Origin of the sequence: Streptomyces showdoensis (genome assembly GCF_039535475.1) — a bacterium.
GTDB classification, from domain to species: Bacteria; Actinomycetota; Actinomycetes; order Streptomycetales; family Streptomycetaceae; genus Streptomyces; species Streptomyces showdoensis.
In genome coordinates this window covers 140,575-162,013 of record NZ_BAAAXG010000006.1, presented here as the reverse complement: position 1 = coordinate 162,013, position 21,439 = coordinate 140,575, and the positions used below count along the sequence as shown (strand labels likewise).

The window sequence follows — 21,439 nt, the reverse complement described above, 5'->3', positions numbered from 1 at the left end:
TCCGCCGCCCCCTCCGCCCCCTCCGTCCCCTTCGTGATCCGGAGAGTCCCGCCCATGCATGACGACCGCAGCCTCGTCGAGAACCGGCTCAAGCGCGTCCTCGACGAACGCGTCCGCCCCGCCGTGTACCCCGAGTCCGTGCCCCTCCAGGTCGGCATCTGGACCGCCCCCGGCGAACCCGTGCCCGTCGCCGAGGGGCTCGCCGCGCCCCGCACCCCCGTCGCCGTCGGCGACGCCTGGGGCGCGCCCTGGGGCACCAGCTGGCTCACCGTCTCCGGCACCGTGCCCCCGGAGTGGGCCGGCCGCACCGTCGAGGCGCTGATCGACCTCGGCTTCGACGCCAACATGCCCGGCTTCCAGTGCGAGGGCCTGGTCTACCGCCCCGACGGCAGCCCGGTGAAGGGGCTCAACCCGCGCAACCAGTGGGTCAGGGTCGCCGATCCGGCGCGCGGCGGCGAGGAGGTGCTGCTGCACGTCGAGGCCGCGTCCAACCCGGTCATCCTCGACTACCACCCCTTCCTGCCCACCGAGCTCGGCGACCGGGACACGGCCGGCGACACCCCGCAGTACCGGCTCGCGCGGATGGACCTCGCCGTCTTCGACGAGACGGTCTGGCAGCTCGTCGCCGACCTGGAGGTGCTCGGCGAGCTGATGGCCGAGCTCCCCGTGGAGGGCGCCCGCCGCTGGGAGGTCCTGCGCGCCGTCGAGCGGGCCCTCGACGCGCTCGACCTCCAGGACGTGGGCGGCACGGCCGCCGCCGCCCGGGCCGAGCTGACCGCCGTCCTCGCCTCGCCCGCCGAGCCCTCCGCCCACCGGATCAGCGCCGTCGGACACGCCCACATCGACTCGGCCTGGCTGTGGCCGCTGCGCGAGACCGTCCGCAAGGTGGCGCGGACCACCGCCAACATGACCGCGCTCCTGGAGGACGAGCCCGACTTCGTCTACACGATGTCGCAGGCCCAGCAGTACGCCTGGATCAAGGAGCACCGCCCCGAGGTGTACGCCCGGGTCAAGAAGGCGGTCGCCGAAGGACGCTTCGTCCCGGCCGGCGGCATGTGGGTCGAGTCCGACACCAACATGCCCTCCTCGGAGGCCATGGCCCGGCAGTTCGTGCACGGCAAGCGCTTCTTCCTGGACGAGTTCGGCGTGGAGAACCAGGAGGCGTGGCTGCCGGACACCTTCGGCTTCGCCGGCGGGCTCCCGCAGATCATCAAGGAGGCCGGCTCGAAGTGGCTCCTCACCCAGAAGATCTCCTGGAGCCAGGTCAACTCCTTCCCGCACCACACCTTCTGGTGGGAGGGCGTCGACGGGACCCGGATCTTCACCCACTTCCCGCCCGTCGACACGTACAACTGCTCCATGCAGGGCAAGGAGATCGCCCACGCCGTCCGCAACTTCAAGGACAAGGGCCGCGCCCGGCACTCCATCGCGCCCACCGGCTGGGGCGACGGGGGCGGCGGCACCACCCGGGAGATGATCGCCAAGGCGGCCCGGATGCGGGACCTGGAGGGCTCCGCCCGGGTGCGCTGGGAGGCACCGGCCGAGTTCTTCGCCAAGGCGCAGGCCGAGTACCCCGATCCGCCGGTGTGGGTGGGGGAGCTCTACCTGGAGCTGCACCGGGCGACCCTCACCAGTCAGGCGCGGACCAAGCAGGGCAACCGGGCGGGCGAGAACCTGCTGCGCGAGGCCGAGCTGTGGTGCGCCACCGCCGCCGTCCGGGCCGGGCTCCCGTACCCGTACGCGGAGCTGGACCGCATCTGGAAGACGGTGCTGCTCCACCAGTTCCACGACATCCTGCCCGGTTCCTCCATCGCCTGGGTCCACCGCGAGGCCGAGCGCACCTACGCGGCCGTGGCCGAGGAGCTGACCGCGCTCGTCGACCGGGCCCAGCGGGCCCTCGCCGGGCAGGAGCCGGCGGACGGCACCGCCCCGGGCTCCGCCGAGGTGGTCTTCAACAGCGCCCCGCACCCCCGCGGCGGCGTCCCCGCGGGCGGCGCCCGCCGCGCCGCCGCCCTGCCCGGGGCCCCCGGACGCTGCACGGTCGTCCCGCGCCCCGAGGGCGGCTTCGTCCTCGGCAACGGGCTGCTGCGGGTCGCCGTCGACGCGCGCGGCCTCGTCGTCTCCGCCCTCGACCTCGACTCCGGGCGCGAGACGGTCGCCCCCGGCGCCGCCGCCAACCTGCTCCAACTCCACCCGGACTTCCCGAACATGTGGGACGCCTGGGACGTCGACCGCTTCTACCGCAACACGGTCACCGACCTCACCGGCGTGGACGAGCTGGCCGTCGTCACGGACACGCCCGGGGCGGTCGCCGTCCGCGTCACCCGCTCCTTCGGCTCCTCCCGGGCGGTGCAGACCCTCACCCTCACCGCCGGGGCCCGGCGGCTCGACCTCGACACCGAGGTGGACTGGCACGAGACCGAGAAGTTCCTCAAGGCCGCGTTCCCGCTCGACCTGCACACCGACCGCTACGCGGCCGAGACCCAGTTCGGGCACCTGCACCGGCCCACCCACTCCAACACCAGCTGGGAGGCCGCCAAGTTCGAGGCCTGCAACCACAAGTTCGTCCACTTCGAGGAGCCCGGCTGGGGCGTCGCCCTCGTCACCGCCTCGACGTACGGCCACGACGTCACCCGCACGGTACGGCCCGAGGACCAGGGCACCACGACCACCGTCCGGGCCTCCCTGCTGCGCGCCCCGCGCTTCCCCGACCCGCACACCGACCAGGGCGTGCACCGCTTCCGGCACGCGCTCGTGCCGGGCGCGGCCATCGGCGACGCCGTCCGCGAGGGCTATCTGATCAACCAGCCCGAGCGGCGGGTGCCCGGCACCGCGGACGTGGCCCCGCTGGTGTCCGTGGCCGCTCCCTCCGTGGTGCTCAGCGCCGTGAAGCTGGCCGACGACGGGAGCGGCGACGTCGTCGTCCGGCTCTACGAGGCCGGGGGCGGGCGCGTCCGGACCCGTCTCTCCGCCGGGTTCGCGCTCGCCGGGGCGCGGCTCTGCGACCTGCTGGAGCGCCCCCGAGACGAGGAGGTGACGGTGGAGGGCGACGAGATCCCGGTCGCCCTGCGCCCGTTCCAGCTGCTCACCCTGCGCCTGGCCCGCGCGTGACCCGGGGGTGACCGGCGCCCGGTCCGTGACCGTGCCGCGGCCCGACCCGCGTCCGGTCCCCGGGGTTACCCCTGGTCACGGGCGGGCCCGGCACCCTACTCTTGCGCCCTGATCCGTCGGGGTGCGAGGAATGGGCGAGACATGGCCGTACTGCCGGAAGGGCTCGGGGACGCGATACGCGGCACCGCGCGGGACATCGCCGACGTGCTGCGCGGAGCTCCCGACACCGGGCTCCCCGTGCCCCGGCTGACCTGGACGGTCGGCGAGACCGCGGCCCACCTCGGCCAGGCCAACCAGCTGATGGCCGAGCTCGCCGCGGGTCTCGTCCGCCCGTACGCCGACGGCACCGCGCGGGGCATCGCCGCCGCCAACGAGGAGGCCCTGGCGGCCTTCCCCGAGCGGGGCGCGGGGCCGCTCGCCGACCTGATCCTCGACCAGGCCCTCGCGTTCCTCGACGCCGTCGGGGAGCGGGCGCCGGAGGAGGTCGTGGAGACCCCGATGGGCCCGCTCGACCCCGCCGGCCTCGGCGCCTACCTGCTCACCCACATGCTCGGCCACGGCTACGACCTGGCCCGCGCCCTGGGACGCCCGCACATGCTGGACCGCGCCCGGGTCGAACTGACCCTGCCGTTCATGGTCGCCGCGATGCCCCGGGTGGCCGACCGCGCCGCCGTCGCCGGACTCACCGCCCGCTACCGGGTGCGGCTGTGGGGCGGCGCGCAGTTCGGCGTGACCATCGCCGACGGGACGGTGACCACCGCGCACGGCCCCCTGGACCGCCCCGACTGCACCGTCCTGACCGAGCCGGTCGCCTTCCTCCTGATGGCCCTCGGCCGGATCGACCCGGTCCCGGTGATGGCCACCGGCCGCGCCCTCGCCTGGGGCCGCAAGCCCTGGCTGGGCCCGCGCTTCCCCCGGCTGTTCGTGGCGCCGTAGGGCCCGGGCGAGGGCCGCTTCCGCTTCCTTCCGAGTGCTTCGGCCCGCTTCCGCTTGCTTCCGCTCGCTTCGGCTCGATTCGGCCTCGTTCGGGAGGGTCCCGATCCCGCGCCCTGCGGTTAGGCTCTGCGCACGATGAACAGCCCCCACCACCCCTCGGAGCCCAAGGCCGACAAGGCGGGCGTACGCCGGCACAACCTGAGCCTCGTCCTGCGCACCGTGCACGAGGCCGGGGAGACGACCCGGGCGGCCGTCGCCGCGCGCGTGGGCCTCACCCGAGCCGCCGTCTCCTCGCTGGCCGAACAGCTCCTGGAGCGCGGGCTGCTCGTCGAGTCCGGCAAGACCTTCAGCGGTCAGGCGGGTCGCCCCGGCACCGTCCTGAAGCCCGCGTGCACCGGACCGGCCGGCCTCGGGGTCGAGATCAACGTCGACTACGTGAACGTGTGCGTGGCGGACCTCACGGGTGCCGACCGGGTGCGCCGCAGCGTGCCGCTCGACAACCGCGCCCTCGCGCCGGTCGTGGTGCTGCGCCGGGCCGCGGAACTCACCGCCGAGGTCCTGGCGGAGGCGTCCCGGCAGGACCTGCACCCCACCGGCGTACGGCTCGCGCTGCCCGGCCTGGTCTCCGGCGGCACCGTGCGCCAGGCGCCCAACCTCGGCTGGAACCGGGTCGACGCCGACGTCCTGTTCGCCGAGGCCCTCGCCGCCGCCCGCCCGCCCGGCGCCCCGGCGCTGCCCGTCGCCTCCGACAACGAGGCGAACATCGCGGCGCTGGCCGAGCTCTGGTTCGGCGCACTCGGCGCCGTCCGCAGCTTCCTGCTCGTCACCGGCGAGATCGGGGTCGGCGGCGCGATCGTCCTGGACGGCGAACTCCTGCGCGGCGCGCACGGGTTCGCCGGCGAGATCGGTCACCTCACCGTGGCCCCGGACGGCCGCCGCTGCCGGTGCGGCTCCCTCGGCTGCCTGGAGCAGTACGCGGGCCAGACCGCCCTGCTGCGCGCCGCCGGGGCCCGTTCGGTCGACACCCTGACCGAACGGGCCGTCGCCGGGGAGCCCCGTGCCCTCGCCGCCCTCGACGAGGCCGGCCGGATGCTCGGCGTCGCCCTCTCGGGAGCCGTCAACCTGCTGGACCCGCAGGCCGTGGTGCTCGGCGGCATCTTCCCCCGCCTGATGCCCTGGCTCGCCCCGGCGGCGGAGGCCGAGCTGTCCCGCCGGGTCGTCTCCGCCCTCTGGCCGTCCTCCGCCGCCCGGCTGCGGCCGGCCTCGACCACCGCCACCACGGCCCGCGGCGCGGCGGCGCTCGTGCTGCGCGACATCCTGGCCGACCCGCTGACGTACGGCGGCTGAGGTACGGCGGCGGACGTACGGCGGCTGAGGTACGGCGGTCGGCGCGGCAGGGAGCGTCCCGGGGCGGCCCGGGCCGCTCTCATCGCATTCTTACGCGGGCCTTATCCGTCCATCAGCGGGCGCTCCTAGCTTCACCGTCATGTTCTTCACCTACCTCCGGCGCGAGCTGCGCCGCCGCAGAAAGGCGGCGCTCGTCGTCGCCTCCGGGCTCGCGCTCGGCATCGCGCTGGTCATCGTCGTCGGCTCCGTCTCCGCCGGGATGAGGCAGGCCCAGGGCAAGGTCCTGGAATCCCTCTACGGGCTCGGCACGGACCTCACGGTCACCAAGGCGCAGGAGCGGCCCAAGGCCGGGGAGCAGCCGCAGCGGCCGCGCTTCGAGTTCCAGGGCAAGGGCGCGGGCGAGGAGCAGAGCAGCGACCGGCTGATGGTGCAGGGCTTCCAGACCCTGCCCGACTCCACCGTCGGCACCGTCGGGAAGCAGCAGGGCGTCGCCCGGGCCGTCGGCGGGCTCAGCCTCGTCAACCTCAAGATCAACGGGCGGTTCGAGCGCGGCGAGATCCAGCGCGGAGAGAGCGGCGGGGGCAGCGCGGGCTTCCGGCAGGGCGGCCCCGGCGGCACGGGCTCCGGTGACACCGTCACCGGCGGCGGCGCCGCCTTCGACGTCAACTCCTTCACGCTCTACGGCACCGACGTCACCGCCCCCGGCCTCGGCCCCCTCACCACCTCCACCCTCACCCAGGGCCGCACCTTCAAGACCACCGAGACCGACGCCGCGGTCGCCGTCGTCGACGGCGCCTACGCCCGGCAGGAGAACCTCGCCGTCGGCAAGAAGCTCACCGTCAAGGGCACGGCCTTCACCGTCATCGGGATCGCGACCGCCGACAGCGGCCAGGCCGCGGCCCAGGTCTACCTCCCGCTCACGCGGGCCCAGACGCTCGCCGACGCCAGGGGCAAGATCACCACGGTCTATGTGAAGGCCGCCGACTCCACCCGGATCGACGAGGTCAAGAACGGCATCCAGAAGAACGTCTCCGGGACCACCGTCACCACCTCCGCCGACCTCGCCAAGACCGTCTCCGGCTCGCTCGACACCGCCTCCGGCCTCGCCACCACCGTCGGCACCTGGCTCTCCTACGCGGTGCTGCTCGCCGCCGTCCTCGTCGCCGGACTGCTCACCTCCTCCGCCGTCAGCCGCCGGGTCCGCGAGTTCGGCACCCTGAAGGCGCTGGGCTGGAAGAGCGGCCGGGTCACCCGCCAGGTCGTCGGCGAGGCGCTGGTCAACGGGCTCATCGGCGGCGCCCTCGGCATCGCGGCCGGCCTCGGCGGCGCCTGGCTCGTCACCGCCGTCAGCCCCACCCTCACCGCCGAACTCGGCGCGAGCGCGGGCGGCCTGGGCGGATCCGGCGGCGGCATGGGCGGCGGCCGGATGTTCGGCGCCGGCGGGGGAGCGGGCAAGACCCTCGACATCGCGCTCACCGCCCCGGTCAGCCTCACCACCGTCGCCCTCGCCGTCCTCCTCGCCCTCGGCGGCGGCCTCGTGGCGGGCGCGTTCGGCGCCTGGCGCGCCTCGCGACTGCGCCCCGCCGACGCGCTGCGCCGCGTCGAGTAGCACCCGAACCCCACCCCGTACCGCAGGAGTAGCACCATGTACGAACTCACCGGCGTCACCAAGCAGTACCGGCGCGGCCAGGAGAGGGTCGACGCCCTGGCCGGGATCGACCTGACCATCAGCGAGGGCGACCGGCTGGTCATCCAGGGGCCCACCGGCGGCGGCAAGTCCACGCTGCTGCAGATGCTCGGCGGCCTCGACCGGCCGACCGCGGGCAGCGTCCTGCTCGACGGCACCGACCTGGCGACGCTCTCGGAGGGCCGGCTGACCACCGTCCGCAGCCAGAACATCGGCTTCGTCTTCCAGAGCTTCAACCTCATCCCCACGCTCACCGCCCAGGAGAACGTGGAGACCGCGCTCGTCCCGCTCGGCGTCAGGACCGCCGAGCGCCGCCGCCGCGCGGCCGAGGCGCTGGAGTCCGTCGGCCTCGGCGAGCGCCTCGCCCACCTGCCCTCCGAGCTCTCCGGCGGCCAGCAGCAGCGCGTCGCCATCGCGCGGGCCCTGGTCAAGCGGCCCAAGGTGCTGCTCGCCGACGAACCCACCGGCAACCTCGACGAGTCGATGCGGGACGAGATCGTCGACCTGCTCGAGGGGCTCTGGAAGGAGCACGGCCTGACCTTCGTCATGGTCACCCACGACAGCGCCATCGCCCGGCGCGCCCCGCGTCTGGCGACCCTCCGGAAGGGCCGGATCACCCTCAGGGAGAACCAGCCGGCGGACGGCTCCTGACCGGAGGAACCGCCCGCCGGGGCCGCGTTCTAGACGCGCACCCCGTGGGAGCGCAGGTACGCCAGCGGGTCGACGTCCGAGCCGAAGGACGGCGTGGTCCGCACCTCGAAGTGGAGGTGCGGGCCCGTCACCCGGCCCGTCGCCCCGGACCGGGCGACGCGCTGCCCGGCCGACACGCTCCGGCCCGCCGACACGTCGATCCGGGAGAGGTGGGCGTACTGGCTGTAGCGGCCGTCGGCGTGCCGGATCACCACCTCGTAGCCGTAGCTGCGGTTGTAGCCGGTGTGCACCACCCGGCCGGGGCCGACCGCACGGACCGTGGTGCCCGTCGGCACCGCGAAGTCCTGCCCCGTGTGGTAGCCCTTCGACCAGGAGCCGTGCTGCCCGTAGTAGCCCGTGAAGACGTACGAGGAGACCGGCGTCGTCCAGCCGCGCGAGGTGCCCGTCGAGGAGCCGCCGGAGGAACCTCCGGCGGAACCGCCCGTCGAGCCGCCGCCCTTGGCGCCCGTGCGCTGCTCGTACTTCCACAGGTGGCTGGTCCAGTACCAGTGGCCGCCGCTCCGGAACCAGTACACCCGGTCCGTCGCGTCCCAGCCCTGGCGCCCCCGGAAGACCGGCTCGGCGCCGGTGCGCTGCGGCTGCCGCGCCTGCGGCCGCTCCGCCTTCGCCGCCTGGCCGGTGCGCTGCGCGTACGTGGCGGAGTGGCTGGTCCAGCGCCACTGGCCGGACTCGTTCTTGAACCAGTAGCGCGAGCCGTCCCAGCCCGCGTGCGACGGGGCGGGCTCGGCCGCCGCGGTGCCCGCGCCCGTGCCCGCGAGGGCCACCGCGCCCACCGTGGCGACGACCGCGCAGCGCACCCCGCGCAGGGCCGCCGCGCCGCCGCCGCGCTCGGCCCGGGCGGCCGTGCGGGCCGCCGCGCAGCCCGCGCAGTCGCAGCCGGAGCCGGCTATCTCGTCGGTGAAGTCGGGTGTCCGCAGGTCCATGAGGTCCTCGCTCTCTCGGGGGCGGTCGGTGCCGTGGGGGTGGGGAGGGACGTGGGGGTGGGGAGGGGCGCGGCGGGTGTGGGGAGGGGGCGTCGGCGGGCGCTCACTCCGGGCCCTGTTCGGCCGGCCCGCCGCGCCGCGTGTAGAAGGCCACCGTCAGGTCCTTGACCAGGGCCTGGCGTTCGAAGTCGTCGAGCTCGACGAGCCCGCGGGAGGTCAGCCGGGTCACCGTGTCGTCCACCGCGTCGATCACGCTGGTGAGCACGGAGTCGCGGTGCTTGGCGTCGAGCGCGGCGATCTGGCGCCGCTGCATCGCCGCCGCCACCTCCGGCGCGTACTCGATCCGGGTCGGCTGGGCCGAGAAGACCGCGATGCCGACCGGGCGGCACTCGGCAGCCAGCAGCCGGGTCAGCGTGCCGCCGACCGCCTCGGCGTCCCGCAGCGTGGGCCCGTCGCCCCGGAACGCGTCCGCCGGCAGCTGGGACAGCACGCGCGCGGCGGCGGCCTCCACCTGCTCGCGCAGGTAGTCGAGATGGTCGTCCACGGCGAGCAGCGCCCGCGCGGTGTCCTTCACCGACCACACGACCAGGACGACCACGCGCAGCGCCGAGCCCTCGGCGTCGACCACGGAGATCGGCTCGCTGCGCCAGTGCCGCAGCCGCACGTCCATCCGGCGGCGCAGCACGAACGGGCTGATCCAGACGAGCCCGGTGCGGCGCACGCTGCCCCGGTAGCGGCCGAACAGGGAGAGCACCCAGGCGGAGCCCGTCCGGCCGCGGGTCAGCCCGCCGAAGGCGAGCACCGCGAGGGCCACGCAGCCGCCGAACGCGGCCCACTCCCACGGCGCCAGATGGACCGCGCGCAGCGGCCGGGCCCGCCAGAGCAGCGTCCCGGCGCCGCCGAGCGCGCTCAGCCCGACGAGGACGGCCAGCCAGCCGGGGGCCGCCGCCCCGCCGCGCTCCACGAGTTCGGGCTCGTCGGGCGGCGGGCGCAGGGGGAGCCCCTGCGGTTCCTCCGCCTCGGCGACGGCGGGACGGGAGGGGCGGGCCGGGCGCGGCGGGCGGGGGAGTGCCGGGAGCGTCGTGGTCGGGGCCCCGGGGTCGGCCCGGAACAGGTCGTCCATCGGTATGCCGTCGGCGTGCCATCGCGCACGTACGGGCAGGGGCCGCTTCTGTCGCTCGGTCATGGGGCCCTTCCGGCCGTCCCTCGTCGAGGTGACGACGTGTCGGATGATCTTCAGAGCCCATCGTCACAGGGGTGAATGTCCGAATTGCCGTGACGAAGGTCCTGAATCGGACGGACTTTGGTCCCTGGGGGCGGTCCGGCGGGCCGTGAACGGGCCGTTGTCAGTGCCTCCCCCTACCGTTCTCGACATGACGACGAAGACCTATCTGGAGCTGTCCCAGGACGGCGGCGGCGCCCACAAGTTCTACGAAGTGACGGTCACCGGCACCCTGGTGTCGGTCCGTTACGGCCGCATCGGCGCGGCCGGGCAGACGCAGACCTCGACCTTCGCCACGGTCGAGAAGGCGCAGGCCGCGGCGGCGAAGAAGATAGGCGAGAAGGTCCGTAAGGGGTACGCGCCGGCGGTCCAGGGGCAGCGCGCGGCCCGCGCCGTCAGCCGCCGCGCGGTCAGCTCCGCGCCCTCCACCGCCCGTGCCGTCGCGCCCGTCCTGTGGCGCTTCCGCACCGGCTCGGCAGCCTTCGGCATCCACGTGGACGACGAGCGCTGCTGGGTGGGCAACCAGGCGGGCGAGGTCTTCACCCTCGGTCACACCGGCGAGGTCCAGGCCCGCTTCAGCCTCCCGGACGGCGTCAAGTGCCTGGTCGCCGACGACTTCTGGATCTACGCCGGCTGCGACGACGGCCGGGTCTACGACCTGTCGTCGAAGCTGCCCTTCGCCGCCTACGACATCGCGGCCGACGTGGACATCTTCTGGCTCGACATCCACGAGGGCGTCCTCGACGTCGCCGACCGCTCCGGCCGGCTCACCGTCATCGACCACGAGGACGAGCACCAGTGGTCCCGCTCCGGCCGCGGCGAGCACGCCTGGATGGTCCGCGCCGACGCCGACGGCGTCTACTACGGCGACAGCAGCGGCGTGACGGCGTACGCCCCCGACGGCGGCGGCGAGCTGTGGCACACGCCCGCCGACGGCGGGGTGCTCTTCGGCTGGCAGGAGGACGCTTCCGTATACGCGGGCACCGCGCGCCGCAAGGTGCACCGGATCGCCAAGAAGGACGGCCGCACCGAGGCGGTCTACGGCTGCGACAGCCCGGTCTACTCCTGCGCCACCTCGCCCGGCGGCCGCTTCGTCTTCGCCGGGGACAACGCCTCCTCCGTCTACTGCTTCGCCGAGGACGGCACCCGGCTCTGGAAGCTGGGCACCGGCGGCGGTTCGGCCCTCTCCATGCAGTACCGCGACGAGCGCCTCTACCTGGTCACCACGGACGGCTCGCTGCTCTGCGTGGACGCGAGCGAGGCGGCCATCGCCGCCGCCCAGCAGGGCACCGTCCCGGTCGCCCAGGACATCAAGCTGGCCGCGGCCCTGCCCACCTACGCGCCGGCCACCACCGTCGCCGCCGTCGACGCGGTGCGCGCCGCGCCCGTCGGGACGGTCGTCGTGGAGTGCGTCCAGGAGGGCGGCAGGACCCGCGTCCAGGTCGTCACCGAGGGGTACGAGCCGGGGTGGAACGTGCAGTTCCCGCGCGCCATCAGGGAGCCCGGCGCCCGCTACGTCGTGGACGCCCTGCACCCGGCCTCGGGCGGCTTCTACCGGGTCCGCGGCGACATCCGGCGGCTGCTGTGAGCGGCTTCGAGGCGGCCACGGGGGACGGGCCCGCGCCGGCCGAGGGGGACGTGGAGCAACGCTCGCGCGAGGTGCGGGCCGCGTTCGAAGGGCTGCTCCAGATCAGGCGGCTGACCAACCGCCAGGGCGGCGACCCGGCGGCGAGCCCCGCCGCATGGGAACGCAGACAGCCGGTGCGGGCGATCGCCCTCGCCCTGGAGGCGGCCCGGCAGCCGCCCTCGGCGCTCGACGCGGCCGGCGCCCGCACCGCCACCGGCTACCGGGTCACGGCCGGCGAGCGGCCCGGCACGGCGGTGGTGGAGTGGCTCGGGCCGCCCGGCTCGGGCGCGGGCCTGGAGGAGCAGCCCGCCCTCACCGCCTGCGCCGCCGCGCTCGACCGGCTCGGCTGGGACGCCCTGCTCTACCGGGGGCCGCGCCGCAGACACTTCCTGGAGGTGGAGCCGGCCCGGCCCGACGGGCCGTAGGGGCGTCCCGGGCCGCCCGGCGGCCCGGGGGCTCCGATCGGGTGGACTCGCCGGAACACGACCGGGCGCGGCGCGCCCGGCCCCGGCGGCGGTGGTCCTCTGGCCGTCCGTGCCCGTGACCCGGAAGAAGCCTGCCCCATGCGACGACGTATGCCCTCCCGTCGGCTGCTGGCCGCGACGCTGCTGGTGGCGTCCGTGCTGGCCCCGGTGGCCACGACCCCCGCCGGCGCGGTCCCCGCCGCGAGCGTGGCGACCCTCGACACCGGCCGGCACGGCGACGACTGCCCGCCGGACGGACTCGGCCCCGAGCTGACCGCCAGGCTGGACGCGACGATCGAGAAGGTCCGCAAGGAGGCGGGCATCCCGGGCGTCGTCGCCGGGCTGTGGATGCCGGGCCGGGGGAGCTACGTGCGCGCCACGGGCGTCGCCGACAAGGCCACCGGCCGGCCGATGTTCACCGACACCTACGTCCGGATCGGCAGCGAGACCAAGACCTTCACGGTCACCGCCCTCCTGCAGCTGGTCGACGAGGGGCGGATCGGGCTCGACGACCCGATCGCGAAGTACGTCCACGGCGTGCGGAACGGGCACAGGATCACCCTGCGCCAGCTCGCCGAGATGCGCAGCGGCCTCTTCCCGTACACCGCGGACGAGGACTTCGTCCACGCCCTGCTCAGCGAGCCGCGGCGGCAGTGGACACCGCGGGAGGTGCTGCCGTACGGCATGCGGCACGAGAACACCTTCGAGCCCGGCGAGAAGTTCCAGTACTCCAACACCAACCTCGTCCTGCTCGGGCTGGTGGTGGAGAAGGTGACCGGGCGTCCGCTCGCCGAGGTCCTCCGCCACCGGGTCCTGCGCCCCTCGCACCTGAAGGACACGGCGCTCCCGTACGCCGCCGAGTTCCCGGAGCCGCACGCCCACGGCTACACCGACCAGACGCTCAGCGGCGAGGTCGAGGACGCCACGGAGTGGAACCCCAGCTGGGCGTGGGCGGCCGGGGCGATGACCTCGACCCTGCACGACCTGCGCCGCTGGGCCGAGATCCTCGCCACCGGGCGTCTGCTCAGCCCCGAGACCCAGGCGCAGCGCCTCAAGACGCTGCCGACCGGCTTCCCCGGCACCTCGTACGGCCTCGGCATCCTGGACACCAACGGCTGGATCGGGCACAACGGTTCGCTGCCGGGATACGAGACCGTGACGGTCTACCTGCCCGAGCGGAAGGCCACCCTGGTCCTGATCATCAACACCGACTCGCTCGTCGGCGGCCAGGAGCCGTCCACGCTGCTGGCCCGGGCGATCACCGAGGTCGTGACCCCGGACCACGTCTACGCCGGGGCGATCCCTCCGAGCTGACCCCGGGCCGCCCCCCGCCGGGCCGACCGCGGGGCCGGCCCCAAGGCGGCGGGCCGGGGCCGGCCCCGGGGCGGGGGCCGGAAGCGGGTCAGGCGATGGAGGCGGAGAGGACCGCGGAGACGGCGAGGTTGCACGAGGCGGTCACCCAGACCGCCGGGTGCGGCTCGGGGTCGACCAGGGTGGCGCCCAGCTTGCCCGGGGTGACCAGGTCCACCACCAGGAACGCCACCGCCATCATGACCAGGCCGAGCAGCCCGAACGCGGCCGTGGAGACCAGCCCCTTGGCGAAGTCGTCGTAGGTGGTCCAGATCGAGGTGAAGACGATCCCGCCTATGCCGAGCAGGGCGGAGGAGAGGACGACGGCGGCGTTGCGGTTGCGGTCCTCCCAGATCTGCCGCCCCAGCTTGCCGGGGGTCAGCAGGTCGACCAGGAAGATGCCGAGGAGCAGCAGGACGACGCCGAGGGCGCCGTACGCGGAGGCCCGGCCGAGGCCGTTGACGATGTCGCTCATGGGAATGCCGGCTCCGGAAGGAATGATCGTGAAGGATCGCGGTCAAGGACCGGCAAAATGTAGCGCAGCGTGCCGAGGCCCCGGCCGGGTGGGCCGGGGCCTCGGATCCTCGGGGGTGCCGGGGGCGCGCGTTCAGACGCCCGGCGGGATCTGCTTGGCGCGCGAGCGGACCATGAACGCGGTCACGATCTCGGCCACGCCGACGGCGAGCAGCCAGATGCCGCCGAGGACGGTCAGCACCGCCACCGACTCCAGCGGCGAGACGATCAGCACCACACCGGCCAGCGCGCTGATCACACCCAGGGCGATCTGCCAGCCCCGGGCCGGCATCGCCGGGTCGGAGGCCGCCGCGACCGTCTGCATGATGCCGCGGAACAGCCAGCCGATCCCGATCCACAGGGCCAGCAGCAGGATCGACTGCGTCGAGCCCTTGAAGCAGAACAGGCCGAGCAGGATGCCCAGCGTGCCGCTGATGAAGGCCATCACCCGCAGCGAGGTCCTGGCGTGCGTGCCGAAGGCCGCGACCAGTTGCAGCACACCGCTGACCAGCAGGTAGATGCCGAAGAGCACACCGACGACGGTCAGCGTGGCCTTCGGCCAGGCCAGCACCAGCACGCCCAGGACCAGGGCGAAGAGGCCCGCGATCAGCAGGGCCTGCCAGGCGACGCCGGCCAGCGCGCCGAGCGGTCCCGTCGGCAGGTCGCCCCGTGGGGGCCGGTCGTCCGTCTGTGTCATGACGTCACTCCACTCCTCTTCGCGCGCCCTCAGTCCGGGTTCGCGTAGGTACGCAGGAACAGCGCCTCGGCCAGCGCCATCGTCTCGATCTCGGCGGGGTCCACGCTCTCGTTGGGCGCGTGGATGAGGCAGCCGGGCTCCTCGACCCCGATCAGGGCGATCTCCGCCTCCGGGAACTGCCCGGAGAGCACGTTGCAGAGCGGGATCGAACCGCCCTGCCCCGCCCGGACCATGTCCTTCCCGTAGGCCCGGCTCAGCGCCGAGCCCAGCGCCCGGTAGGCGGGCCCGTCGGTGCGGGCCTCGAACGGCTGGCCCACGCTCTCCGGCTCCACCTCGACCCGGGCGCCCCAGGGCGCCGCCGCGAGCAGATGGGCCGTGAGCGCGGACCGCGCCTCCTCGGCGTCGACCCCCGGCGGTACGCGGAGGCTGACCCGGGCCCGTACCTTCGCCTGCACGGCGGCCGAGGAGCCGACCACCGGCGGGCAGTCGATGCCCAGCACCGTGACCGCGGGCCGCGCCCACAGCTCCTCGGCGACCGTGCCCGTGCCGAGCAGCGACACCCCGTCGAGCGCCCCGACGTCGGCGCGGAACTGCTCCACCGGATAGTCGACGCCCGCCCAGGACCCGTCGGCCGCCAGACCCTTGACGGTCGTGTTGCCGGCCTCGTCGCACAGGCTGTCCAGGATCCGCACCAGCGCGGCGAGCGCGTCCGGGGCGGGGCCGCCGAACATGCCCGAGTGCATCTCGCCCCTCAGCGTGGAGACGGTCACCACCACGTTGGCGAGGCCGCGCAGCGAGGTGGTGGCGGTGGGCAGGCCGAGCGCGAAGTTGCCGGTGTCGCAGACCAGCAGGGCGTCGGCGGCGAAGAGCTCCGGCCGTTGCGGCACCAGCTGTTCCAGGCCGCCGGTGCCCTGCTCCTCCGAACCCTCCGCGACGAACTTGAGGTGGACCGGGAAGCCCTCGCCGTCCGGGCCGCCGAGCGCGCGCAGGGCGGTCAGGTGCATCGCGATGTTGCCCTTGCAGTCGGCGGTGCCCCGTCCGTACCAGCGCCCCTCGCGCTCGGTCAGTTCGAACGGCGGGGTCCGCCAGGCGTCGTCGTCCAGCGGCGGCTGCACGTCGTAGTGGCAGTACAGGAGCACCGTCGGCGCGCCCTCGGGGCCCGGAGCGTGCCCCACCACCGCGTCCGTGCCGTCCGGGGTGGTCACCCGCCGCATGTCCCGCAGCCCGGCCTCGGTGAACGCCGTCACGAGGAAGTCGGCCGCCCGGGCGCACTCCTCCGGCGGGAACTGCCGGGGGTCGGCGACCGAGCGCATCGCGACCAGGGCGGCCAGGTCCTCCTTGGCGCGTGGCATGAGCGCGCGGACCTTCGCACGCAGGGCGGCGGTCTCGGGGGAATCGGCGGTCATACGTCCCACTTCCGTCGGGCGGGCCATGCGCTCTCACTAAAGCAACACCGGACGAACGCCGCAAAACATGGCAAAAATGACCTGGATGGCCGAGTACCGCAGAGGGTCGCGGCGGCGGGCGGAGCAGAGTGGGGAGCAGCTGTGGAGTTCGCCGCACCCGCCGCGACCCCGTCACGCACCGGGAGACCCCATGACCCCGCTCAACCGCCGCGACCTGGGACTGCTCGTCCTGAGGGTCGGCACCGGCGCTGTCCTGGCCGCCCACGGAACCCAGAAGCTCTTCGGCTGGTTCGGGGGCGGCGGCATCGAGGGAACCGCCAAGGGAATGGAGGCGATGGGCTTCTCGCCCGCCCGGGAGAGCGCCATCGCGGCGGGGCTCGGCGAGGCGGGCGGCGGCGCGCTGCTCGCCCTGGGCCTGGCCACCCCGGCGGCCGGCGCCGCCGCGGCGGGGGCCATGGCGGGCGCGGTCGCCGTGCACGCCCCGGCCGGCTTCTTCGCCCAGGGCGGCGGATACGAGTACCCCGCCTTCCTCGGCTTCACCGCCGCCGCCATCGGCGTCGCCGGGGCGGGCCGCTACTCCCTCGACCACGCCACCGGCCACGTCCTCGACCGCCCCTGGGTGGTCGCCGTCGCCTTCGTCGGCACCGCGCTCGCCGCCGCGGCCGTCGTCGGCCGCCGCGCCCAGGCCCAGGCGGAGGCCCGCCACGAACCCGAGCCCGAGCACGGGACCGCCCCGGACCAGGAGGGCTGACGCCGTGCAGGCGATGACGATGCCGCGGTACGGCGGCCCCGACGACCTCGCGCTCGTCGACCTCCCCGACCCGAAGGTCGCCCCCGGCGAGGTCCTGATCCGGGTGGTGGCCGCGGGCATCAACCCCGTCGACTGGAAGCTCGCCGCCGGCGGGCTGGACGCCCTGATGGTCGCCCACTTCCCGATGATCCCCGGCTGGGACGTCGCCGGGGTGGTCGAGCGCAACGGGCTCGACTCCACCGAATTCGCCCCGGGCGACGAGGTGTTCGGCTACATCCGCAAGGACAGCGCCGAACACGGCGGCTACGCGGAGAAGGTCTCCGCCCAGGTCCGCATGCTCGCCCGCAAGCCCCGCACGCTGAGCTGGGCCCAGACCGCGGGCCTCCCGCTCGCCGGACTCACCGCCCTCCAGGCCGCCGACCGGGTCGGCGTCGGCCCGGGCGACACCGTGCTGGTGCACGCCGCGGCCGGCGGCGTCGGCTCCCTCGGCACCCAGCTCGCGCTGGCCCGCGGCGCCCGGGTCATCGGCACCGCGAGCCCCGGCAACCACGCCTTCCTGCGCGAACTGGGCGCCGAACCCGTCGCGTACGGCCCCGGGCTCGCCGACCGGGTGCGGGAACTGGCCCCGGACGGCGTGGACGCCGCGCTCGACTTCGTCGGCGGCGGCGAAGCCCTCGACGTCTCCGTCGAACTCCTCGGGTCCCCCGCCCGGCTTGCCTCCATCGCCGACCACCGGGCGGCCGCGCTCGGCGGCCACTACGTCTGGGTGCGGCCCGACGGCGCGGGCCTGACCGCGCTCGCGGCCCTCGCCGACGAGGGGCGCCTGACCGTCCCCGTCGAGAAGGTCCTGCCGCTGCGCGAGGCGGCCGAGGCCTGGCGGCTCAGCGGCGGCGGTCACACCCGGGGCAAGCTGGTGCTCTCGGTCGGCGAGGCCTGAACACCCCGATAGTGTTCGGGAAGATCCGGAGCCCGACCGGTGCTACGGGGAGAGCAGGGGGAGCGCATGCGGACTCGCGAGGGAAGGAACGGACGCCGGCCATGAAGATCGATCTCACGGACACCAACTCCAGCAAGATCAACAAGGCGATCCTGGAAGGCCGCCGCGCCGTCGGCACCCCGGCCGTCGGCATGGTGCTCACCCTGGTCATCGTCACCGACGAGGAGAACGCCTACGACGCCGTGAAGGCGGCGAACGAGGCCTCCCGCGAGCATCCGTCCCGCACCCTCGTCGTCATCAAGCGGCACGCCCGCTCGCCGCGCGGCCGCAACGAGACCCGCCTCGACGCCGAGGTCCGGGTCGGCACCGACGCCGGCGCGGGCGAGACCGTCCTGCTCCGCCTCCACGGCGAACTCGGCCACCGCGCCGACTCCGTCGTCCTCCCCCTCCTCCTCCCCGACGCGCCCGTCGTCGTCTGGTGGCCGGTCGACGCCCCCGAGGTCCCCTCCCGGGACCCGTTGGGCGCCCTCGCCCAGCGCCGGATCACCGACACCTACGCCGTCGAGGACCCGATCGCCGCCCTCGCCGCCCGGGCCGCCTCGTACGCCCCCGGCGACACGGACCTCGCCTGGACCCGGCTCACGCCGTGGCGCTCCCTGCTCGCCGCCGCCCTCGACCAGGCCGGTACGTCGGTGGTCTCGGCCGCCGTCGAGAGCGAGGCCGACAACCCCAGCGCCGAGCTCCTCGCCCGCTGGTTCGGCGACCGGCTGGACGTCCCCGTCGAGCGGGTGGTCACGGACGGCCCGGTCGTCACGGCGGTCCGCATGGGCACCCCCGACGGCGAGATCCGTATCGACCGCCCGGAGGGCCCGGTGGCCCACCTCGCCATCCCCGGCCAGCCGAGCCGCGTCATGGCCCTCAAGGTCCGCACCACGGCCGAACTCATCGCCGAGGAACTCCGCCGCCTGGACCCGGACGAGGCGTACGCCTCGGCACTGCGGTACGGGGGATAGCCGGGCGGCGGGACGCGGGTGCTACCCCGGCAGCACCCGCACCCGGCCCTCGGGCAGCTTGGCCCACCAGTTGGCGTACCGCCGGTAGAGCCCGGGGTCGCGCGCGGCGAGCAGTGCGTGCAGGGCCCGCGCCTCCTCGGCGAGCCCCTCCCACGCCGCCTCCGGCAGCTCGTGGAAGGCCGTCGCCTCGATGCCGCCCTCGACCGGCCGCCACACCCCGGCCACGTACCCGTCGACGAGCAGCGTCGGCAGCACGTCGCCGTTGACCCGGATCACCGCCCGCCGGTACTCGGGCGGGATCACCCGGCCGCGGTCCGCGTACGCCAGCAGGACGCTGTCCCACATCGCCATCAGCCGCGGCGGCGCGGGCGTGTCCCCGGCCGGCCGCGGAGCCCCCGGCAGGTCGAACAGCTCCGTGCCGTCCGGGCCTTCGAGCCGCTCCAGTTCGCCGTCGAGCTCCTTCAGGGCCCGGCGGACCGGCGCCCGCCGGACCATCGCGAACTGCGCCACGTCCGCCACCGACCCGGGCCCGAAGCCCGCCACGTAGCGCAGCACCAGACCCCGCAGCGCCTCGGGCGACGCCTCGCGCCCGGTCACCGGGGCGCCGCCGGACGCCACGTACGACGGGCGCGGGCCGAACGACCAGGGGCCGCCGGTCGGATGGTGGTGCAGCGGCGCGTACGCCCGCAGCCCCCAGCACGCGCCCTCGGCCCGCTCCGGGCCCACCCGCTCCTCCAGCCACCCGCGCAACTCGGCCACCGTGCGCGGCTGCTCGGCGAACGCCAGCAGGCCCGGCACCAGCTCCTCGCCGTCGGCGGGCGTGAGCCCCGTCTCCGCGAACCGGAACCCGAGCCGCGACCCGTAGAGGGTCTGCTGGAGCGCCTCCCGGAACATCCGGTAGTCCCCGGCGTGCACCGCGTGCAGGGTGATCCGCATCAGCGTCGCCTTCACCACCTCACGGCGCGCGAAGACGGCGTCCACCTCGGCCGGATCGAGCCCCGCCAGCCGGTTCCACAGGGCCAGATACGGCGAACCGGCGTGCTGCGCCTGGAGCGCGACCACCCGCCGGACCCCTTCCGCGACGCCCAGCGGCGCGCGCTCCAGGAGCAGCTGACGGCCGAGCGAGGCGCGGTTGAGCTCGCGAGCGGTGATCTTCACGGGGGCATTCTCCCCGAGCCCGCGGGGCCGGGCGGCGCCGGGGCGACGCGCCGTCCCGGGACGATGCTTCGAGGCTCCGTCACCGCAGCTCGTAGGCTCGCTACGCGCGTCACCGGTGGAGACGCGCCGACCGCTCGACGCGCCGACCGCTCGACGCGCCGACCGCCGAACGCACCGACCCAGGGGGGAACTTCACCATGTCCAGGATCCTCGTGGCCGCCACACCCGTCTCCGGCCACCACGCTCCACTGCTCCAGATCGCCCGGCACCTCTCCGGCCTCGGCCACGAGGTGGTCTTCCTCGGCGGCTCCCGCTTCGCCGCCGAGGTCGAGGCGGCCGGTCCCGTCTTCCGGGCGCTGCCCGCCGAGGCGGACTACGACGACCGCGACCTGGCGGCCCGCTTCCCCGGCCGGGAGGAGATCCCGGCCGGACCGGCCCAGGTCATGTGGGACGTCATGCACGTCTTCGGCGACCCGATCCCCGCCCAGCTCACGGCGGTCCGGGAGCTGCTCGCGGAGTTCCCGGCCTCCGTCGTGATCCACGACAACCTGTTCCTCGGCGGCGTGGCGCTCGCCCTGTCCGAGGAGCCGGGCCGCCGCCCGGCCGTGTTCAGCGTGGGCATCTCGCCGCTCGGCGTCGACAGCCGGGACACCGCGCCCCACCTGCTCGGCCTCCTGCCGCCCGTCGACGAGCGGCAGCGCGCGCGGTACGCGGAGCTGGCGGCCGAGATGGCCGAGCGGGGCAGGCCCCTCGCCGAGCACCTGCGCGGCTGCTTCGCCCGCGCCGGAGCGACCCTGGCCGAAGGGTCGCTCGGCTGGCTCCGGATCCAGGCCGCCGACGTCTTCCTCCAGCTCACCGTGGCCGGATTCGAGTACCCGCGCAGCGACCAGCCCGCCACCGTCCGCTTCGTGGGCGCGATCCCCATCGACCCGGGCGCCGCCCAGGAGCCGCCCGCCTGGTGGCCCGAGCTCCGGAAGGCCCGCGCGGACGGCAGGCGGATCGTCGTGGTCACCCAGGGCACCCTCGCCAACACCGCCCTCGGCCGGCTCGTCGTCCCCACCGTCCGGGCCCTCGCCGACCGCGAGGACGTCTTCGTCGTCGCCGCCACCGGCCGCCCCGACGCGGCCGAACGGGTCGCCGCCGAGCTGCCCGCCGTCCCGGCCAACGCCCGCATCGCCGGCTTCGTCCCCTTCGCCGAACTCCTGCCGCTGGCCGACCTGCTGGTCACCAACGGCGGCTACGGCGGCACCCAGGCCGCCCTCGCCCACGGCGTCCCGCTGGTCGTCGGCGGCGACACCGAGGACAAGCCGGAGGTCGCCGCCCGCGTCGAGTGGTCCGGCACCGGCGTCAACCTCCGTACCGCCGACCCCACCGTGGAGGCGCTCCGGGAGGCCGTCGACACCGTCCTGTCCACGCCCTCCTACCGCGAGCGCGCCGCCGCCCTCGCCGAGGAGTACGCCGCGCACGACGCCCTCGCCCTGATCGACGGCCTGGTCCGGGAGACCGCCGGCCGCTGACCGCGACCGCAGCTATCCCGCCAAGCTGGCCGAGGAGTACGCCGCGCACGACGCCCTCGCCCTGATCGA

18 protein-coding genes are annotated in these 21,439 nt (G+C 75.0%); 12 read left to right on the top strand and 6 right to left on the bottom strand.

What is annotated here, in order from left to right; translation table 11 throughout:
• Positions 1-54 precede the first annotated feature (54 nt).
• From ABD981_RS03925 to ABD981_RS03905, 5 genes are all read left to right on the top strand, one after another.
• Positions 55-3,111, top strand: a complete 3,057-nt coding sequence (locus tag ABD981_RS03925; protein ID WP_046909412.1) for an alpha-mannosidase — start codon at positions 55-57, stop codon at positions 3,109-3,111.
• Positions 3,112-3,252: 141 nt separating this feature from the next.
• Positions 3,253-4,047, top strand: coding sequence for a maleylpyruvate isomerase family mycothiol-dependent enzyme (locus tag ABD981_RS03920; protein WP_046909411.1), 795 nt, complete (start codon positions 3,253-3,255; stop codon positions 4,045-4,047).
• A gap of 135 nt (positions 4,048-4,182) precedes the next feature.
• The gene (locus tag ABD981_RS03915) at positions 4,183-5,394 is read left to right on the top strand and encodes an ROK family transcriptional regulator (protein ID WP_046909410.1); all 1,212 of its coding nucleotides are present in this window, start codon (positions 4,183-4,185) and stop codon (positions 5,392-5,394) included.
• A 139-nt stretch (positions 5,395-5,533) separates the two neighbouring features.
• Positions 5,534-7,003: an ABC transporter permease gene (locus ABD981_RS03910; protein ID WP_046909409.1), complete on the top strand. Its 1,470-nt coding sequence runs from the start codon at positions 5,534-5,536 to the stop codon at positions 7,001-7,003.
• A gap of 36 nt (positions 7,004-7,039) precedes the next feature.
• Entirely contained in the window at positions 7,040-7,732 is a 693-nt protein-coding gene (locus ABD981_RS03905; RefSeq protein WP_046909408.1) for an ABC transporter ATP-binding protein, read from the top strand.
• A 29-nt stretch (positions 7,733-7,761) separates the two neighbouring features.
• On the opposite strand, the gene ABD981_RS03900 is transcribed toward ABD981_RS03905, so the two are convergent.
• The gene (locus ABD981_RS03900; RefSeq protein ID WP_345527892.1) at positions 7,762-8,715 is read right to left on the bottom strand and encodes a M23 family metallopeptidase; all 954 of its coding nucleotides are present in this window, start codon (positions 8,713-8,715) and stop codon (positions 7,762-7,764) included.
• A gap of 103 nt (positions 8,716-8,818) precedes the next feature.
• Positions 8,819-9,901: an SPFH domain-containing protein gene (locus ABD981_RS03895; protein WP_123955244.1), complete on the bottom strand. Its 1,083-nt coding sequence runs from the start codon at positions 9,899-9,901 to the stop codon at positions 8,819-8,821.
• Between the two features lie 187 nt (positions 9,902-10,088).
• On the opposite strand from ABD981_RS03895, the gene ABD981_RS03890 reads away from it, so the two are divergent.
• The 3 genes from ABD981_RS03890 (at position 10,089) to ABD981_RS03880 (ending at position 13,342) form a co-directional block, all read left to right on the top strand.
• Positions 10,089-11,525 (top strand): WGR domain-containing protein, encoded by a 1,437-nt coding sequence (locus tag ABD981_RS03890; RefSeq protein ID WP_046912248.1) that lies wholly within the window; start codon positions 10,089-10,091, stop codon positions 11,523-11,525.
• Complete coding sequence (locus ABD981_RS03885) at positions 11,522-11,989, top strand: hypothetical protein (protein ID WP_046912249.1); 468 nt, start codon at positions 11,522-11,524, stop codon at positions 11,987-11,989. The genes ABD981_RS03890 and ABD981_RS03885 overlap by 4 nt, the downstream gene beginning before the upstream one ends.
• 138 nt (positions 11,990-12,127) lie before the next feature.
• Positions 12,128-13,342 carry a serine hydrolase domain-containing protein gene (locus ABD981_RS03880; protein WP_046912250.1) on the top strand — a complete coding sequence of 405 codons (1,215 nt, stop codon included), beginning with the start codon at positions 12,128-12,130 and terminating at the stop codon, positions 13,340-13,342.
• An 88-nt stretch (positions 13,343-13,430) separates the two neighbouring features.
• Here ABD981_RS03880 and ABD981_RS03875 read toward each other — a convergent pair whose 3' ends face one another.
• The 3 genes from ABD981_RS03875 to ABD981_RS03865 all read right to left on the bottom strand — a co-directional run bounded on the left by ABD981_RS03875 (position 13,431) and on the right by ABD981_RS03865 (position 15,994).
• Positions 13,431-13,853, bottom strand: coding sequence for a DUF350 domain-containing protein (locus tag ABD981_RS03875; RefSeq protein ID WP_046912251.1), 423 nt, complete (start codon positions 13,851-13,853; stop codon positions 13,431-13,433).
• A 132-nt stretch (positions 13,854-13,985) separates the two neighbouring features.
• Positions 13,986-14,588 (bottom strand): HdeD family acid-resistance protein, encoded by a 603-nt coding sequence (locus ABD981_RS03870; RefSeq protein WP_046912252.1) that lies wholly within the window; start codon positions 14,586-14,588, stop codon positions 13,986-13,988.
• Between the two features lie 29 nt (positions 14,589-14,617).
• Complete coding sequence (locus ABD981_RS03865; protein WP_046912253.1) at positions 14,618-15,994, bottom strand: dipeptidase; 1,377 nt, start codon at positions 15,992-15,994, stop codon at positions 14,618-14,620.
• Between the two features lie 190 nt (positions 15,995-16,184).
• Here ABD981_RS03865 and ABD981_RS03860 point away from each other — a divergent pair, with 190 nt between their 5' ends.
• The 3 genes from ABD981_RS03860 to opcA all read left to right on the top strand — a co-directional run bounded on the left by ABD981_RS03860 (position 16,185) and on the right by opcA (position 18,695).
• Positions 16,185-16,745 (top strand): DoxX family membrane protein, encoded by a 561-nt coding sequence (locus ABD981_RS03860; RefSeq protein ID WP_046912254.1) that lies wholly within the window; start codon positions 16,185-16,187, stop codon positions 16,743-16,745.
• A gap of 13 nt (positions 16,746-16,758) precedes the next feature.
• A complete protein-coding gene (locus ABD981_RS03855; RefSeq protein WP_382748319.1) occupies positions 16,759-17,682 on the top strand; it encodes an NADP-dependent oxidoreductase in 924 nt (307 codons plus the stop codon).
• 101 nt (positions 17,683-17,783) lie between these two features.
• Positions 17,784-18,695 (top strand): glucose-6-phosphate dehydrogenase assembly protein OpcA, encoded by a 912-nt coding sequence (opcA, locus tag ABD981_RS03850; protein WP_046912256.1) that lies wholly within the window; start codon positions 17,784-17,786, stop codon positions 18,693-18,695.
• Between the two features lie 21 nt (positions 18,696-18,716).
• Here the strand turns inward: opcA and ABD981_RS03845 are convergent, their stop codons facing one another.
• Positions 18,717-19,853: a winged helix DNA-binding domain-containing protein gene (locus ABD981_RS03845; protein WP_046912257.1), complete on the bottom strand. Its 1,137-nt coding sequence runs from the start codon at positions 19,851-19,853 to the stop codon at positions 18,717-18,719.
• Between the two features lie 197 nt (positions 19,854-20,050).
• Here ABD981_RS03845 and ABD981_RS03840 point away from each other — a divergent pair, with 197 nt between their 5' ends.
• Positions 20,051-21,370, top strand: coding sequence for a nucleotide disphospho-sugar-binding domain-containing protein (locus ABD981_RS03840; protein ID WP_046912258.1), 1,320 nt, complete (start codon positions 20,051-20,053; stop codon positions 21,368-21,370).
• Positions 21,371-21,439: the final 69 nt, after the last annotated feature.

What these genes read in the sequence shown, in the direction of transcription:
- ABD981_RS03925 (WP_046909412.1), top strand. Translation starts at nt 55, where the DNA reads ATGCATGACGACCGCAGCCTCGTCGAGAACCGGCTCAAGCGCGTCCTC.
- ABD981_RS03920 (WP_046909411.1), top strand. Translation starts at nt 3,253, where the DNA reads ATGGCCGTACTGCCGGAAGGGCTCGGGGACGCGATACGCGGCACCGCG.
- ABD981_RS03915 (WP_046909410.1), top strand. Translation starts at nt 4,183, where the DNA reads ATGAACAGCCCCCACCACCCCTCGGAGCCCAAGGCCGACAAGGCGGGC.
- ABD981_RS03910 (WP_046909409.1), top strand. Translation starts at nt 5,534, where the DNA reads ATGTTCTTCACCTACCTCCGGCGCGAGCTGCGCCGCCGCAGAAAGGCG.
- ABD981_RS03905 (WP_046909408.1), top strand. Translation starts at nt 7,040, where the DNA reads ATGTACGAACTCACCGGCGTCACCAAGCAGTACCGGCGCGGCCAGGAG.
- ABD981_RS03900 (WP_345527892.1), bottom strand. Translation starts at nt 8,715, where the DNA reads ATGGACCTGCGGACACCCGACTTCACCGACGAGATAGCCGGCTCCGGC.
- ABD981_RS03895 (WP_123955244.1), bottom strand. Translation starts at nt 9,901, where the DNA reads ATGACCGAGCGACAGAAGCGGCCCCTGCCCGTACGTGCGCGATGGCAC.
- ABD981_RS03890 (WP_046912248.1), top strand. Translation starts at nt 10,089, where the DNA reads ATGACGACGAAGACCTATCTGGAGCTGTCCCAGGACGGCGGCGGCGCC.
- ABD981_RS03880 (WP_046912250.1), top strand. Translation starts at nt 12,128, where the DNA reads ATGCGACGACGTATGCCCTCCCGTCGGCTGCTGGCCGCGACGCTGCTG.
- ABD981_RS03875 (WP_046912251.1), bottom strand. Translation starts at nt 13,853, where the DNA reads ATGAGCGACATCGTCAACGGCCTCGGCCGGGCCTCCGCGTACGGCGCC.
- ABD981_RS03870 (WP_046912252.1), bottom strand. Translation starts at nt 14,588, where the DNA reads ATGACACAGACGGACGACCGGCCCCCACGGGGCGACCTGCCGACGGGA.
- ABD981_RS03865 (WP_046912253.1), bottom strand. Translation starts at nt 15,994, where the DNA reads ATGACCGCCGATTCCCCCGAGACCGCCGCCCTGCGTGCGAAGGTCCGC.
- ABD981_RS03860 (WP_046912254.1), top strand. Translation starts at nt 16,185, where the DNA reads ATGACCCCGCTCAACCGCCGCGACCTGGGACTGCTCGTCCTGAGGGTC.
- ABD981_RS03855 (WP_382748319.1), top strand. Translation starts at nt 16,759, where the DNA reads ATGACGATGCCGCGGTACGGCGGCCCCGACGACCTCGCGCTCGTCGAC.
- opcA (WP_046912256.1), top strand. Translation starts at nt 17,784, where the DNA reads ATGAAGATCGATCTCACGGACACCAACTCCAGCAAGATCAACAAGGCG.
- ABD981_RS03840 (WP_046912258.1), top strand. Translation starts at nt 20,051, where the DNA reads ATGTCCAGGATCCTCGTGGCCGCCACACCCGTCTCCGGCCACCACGCT.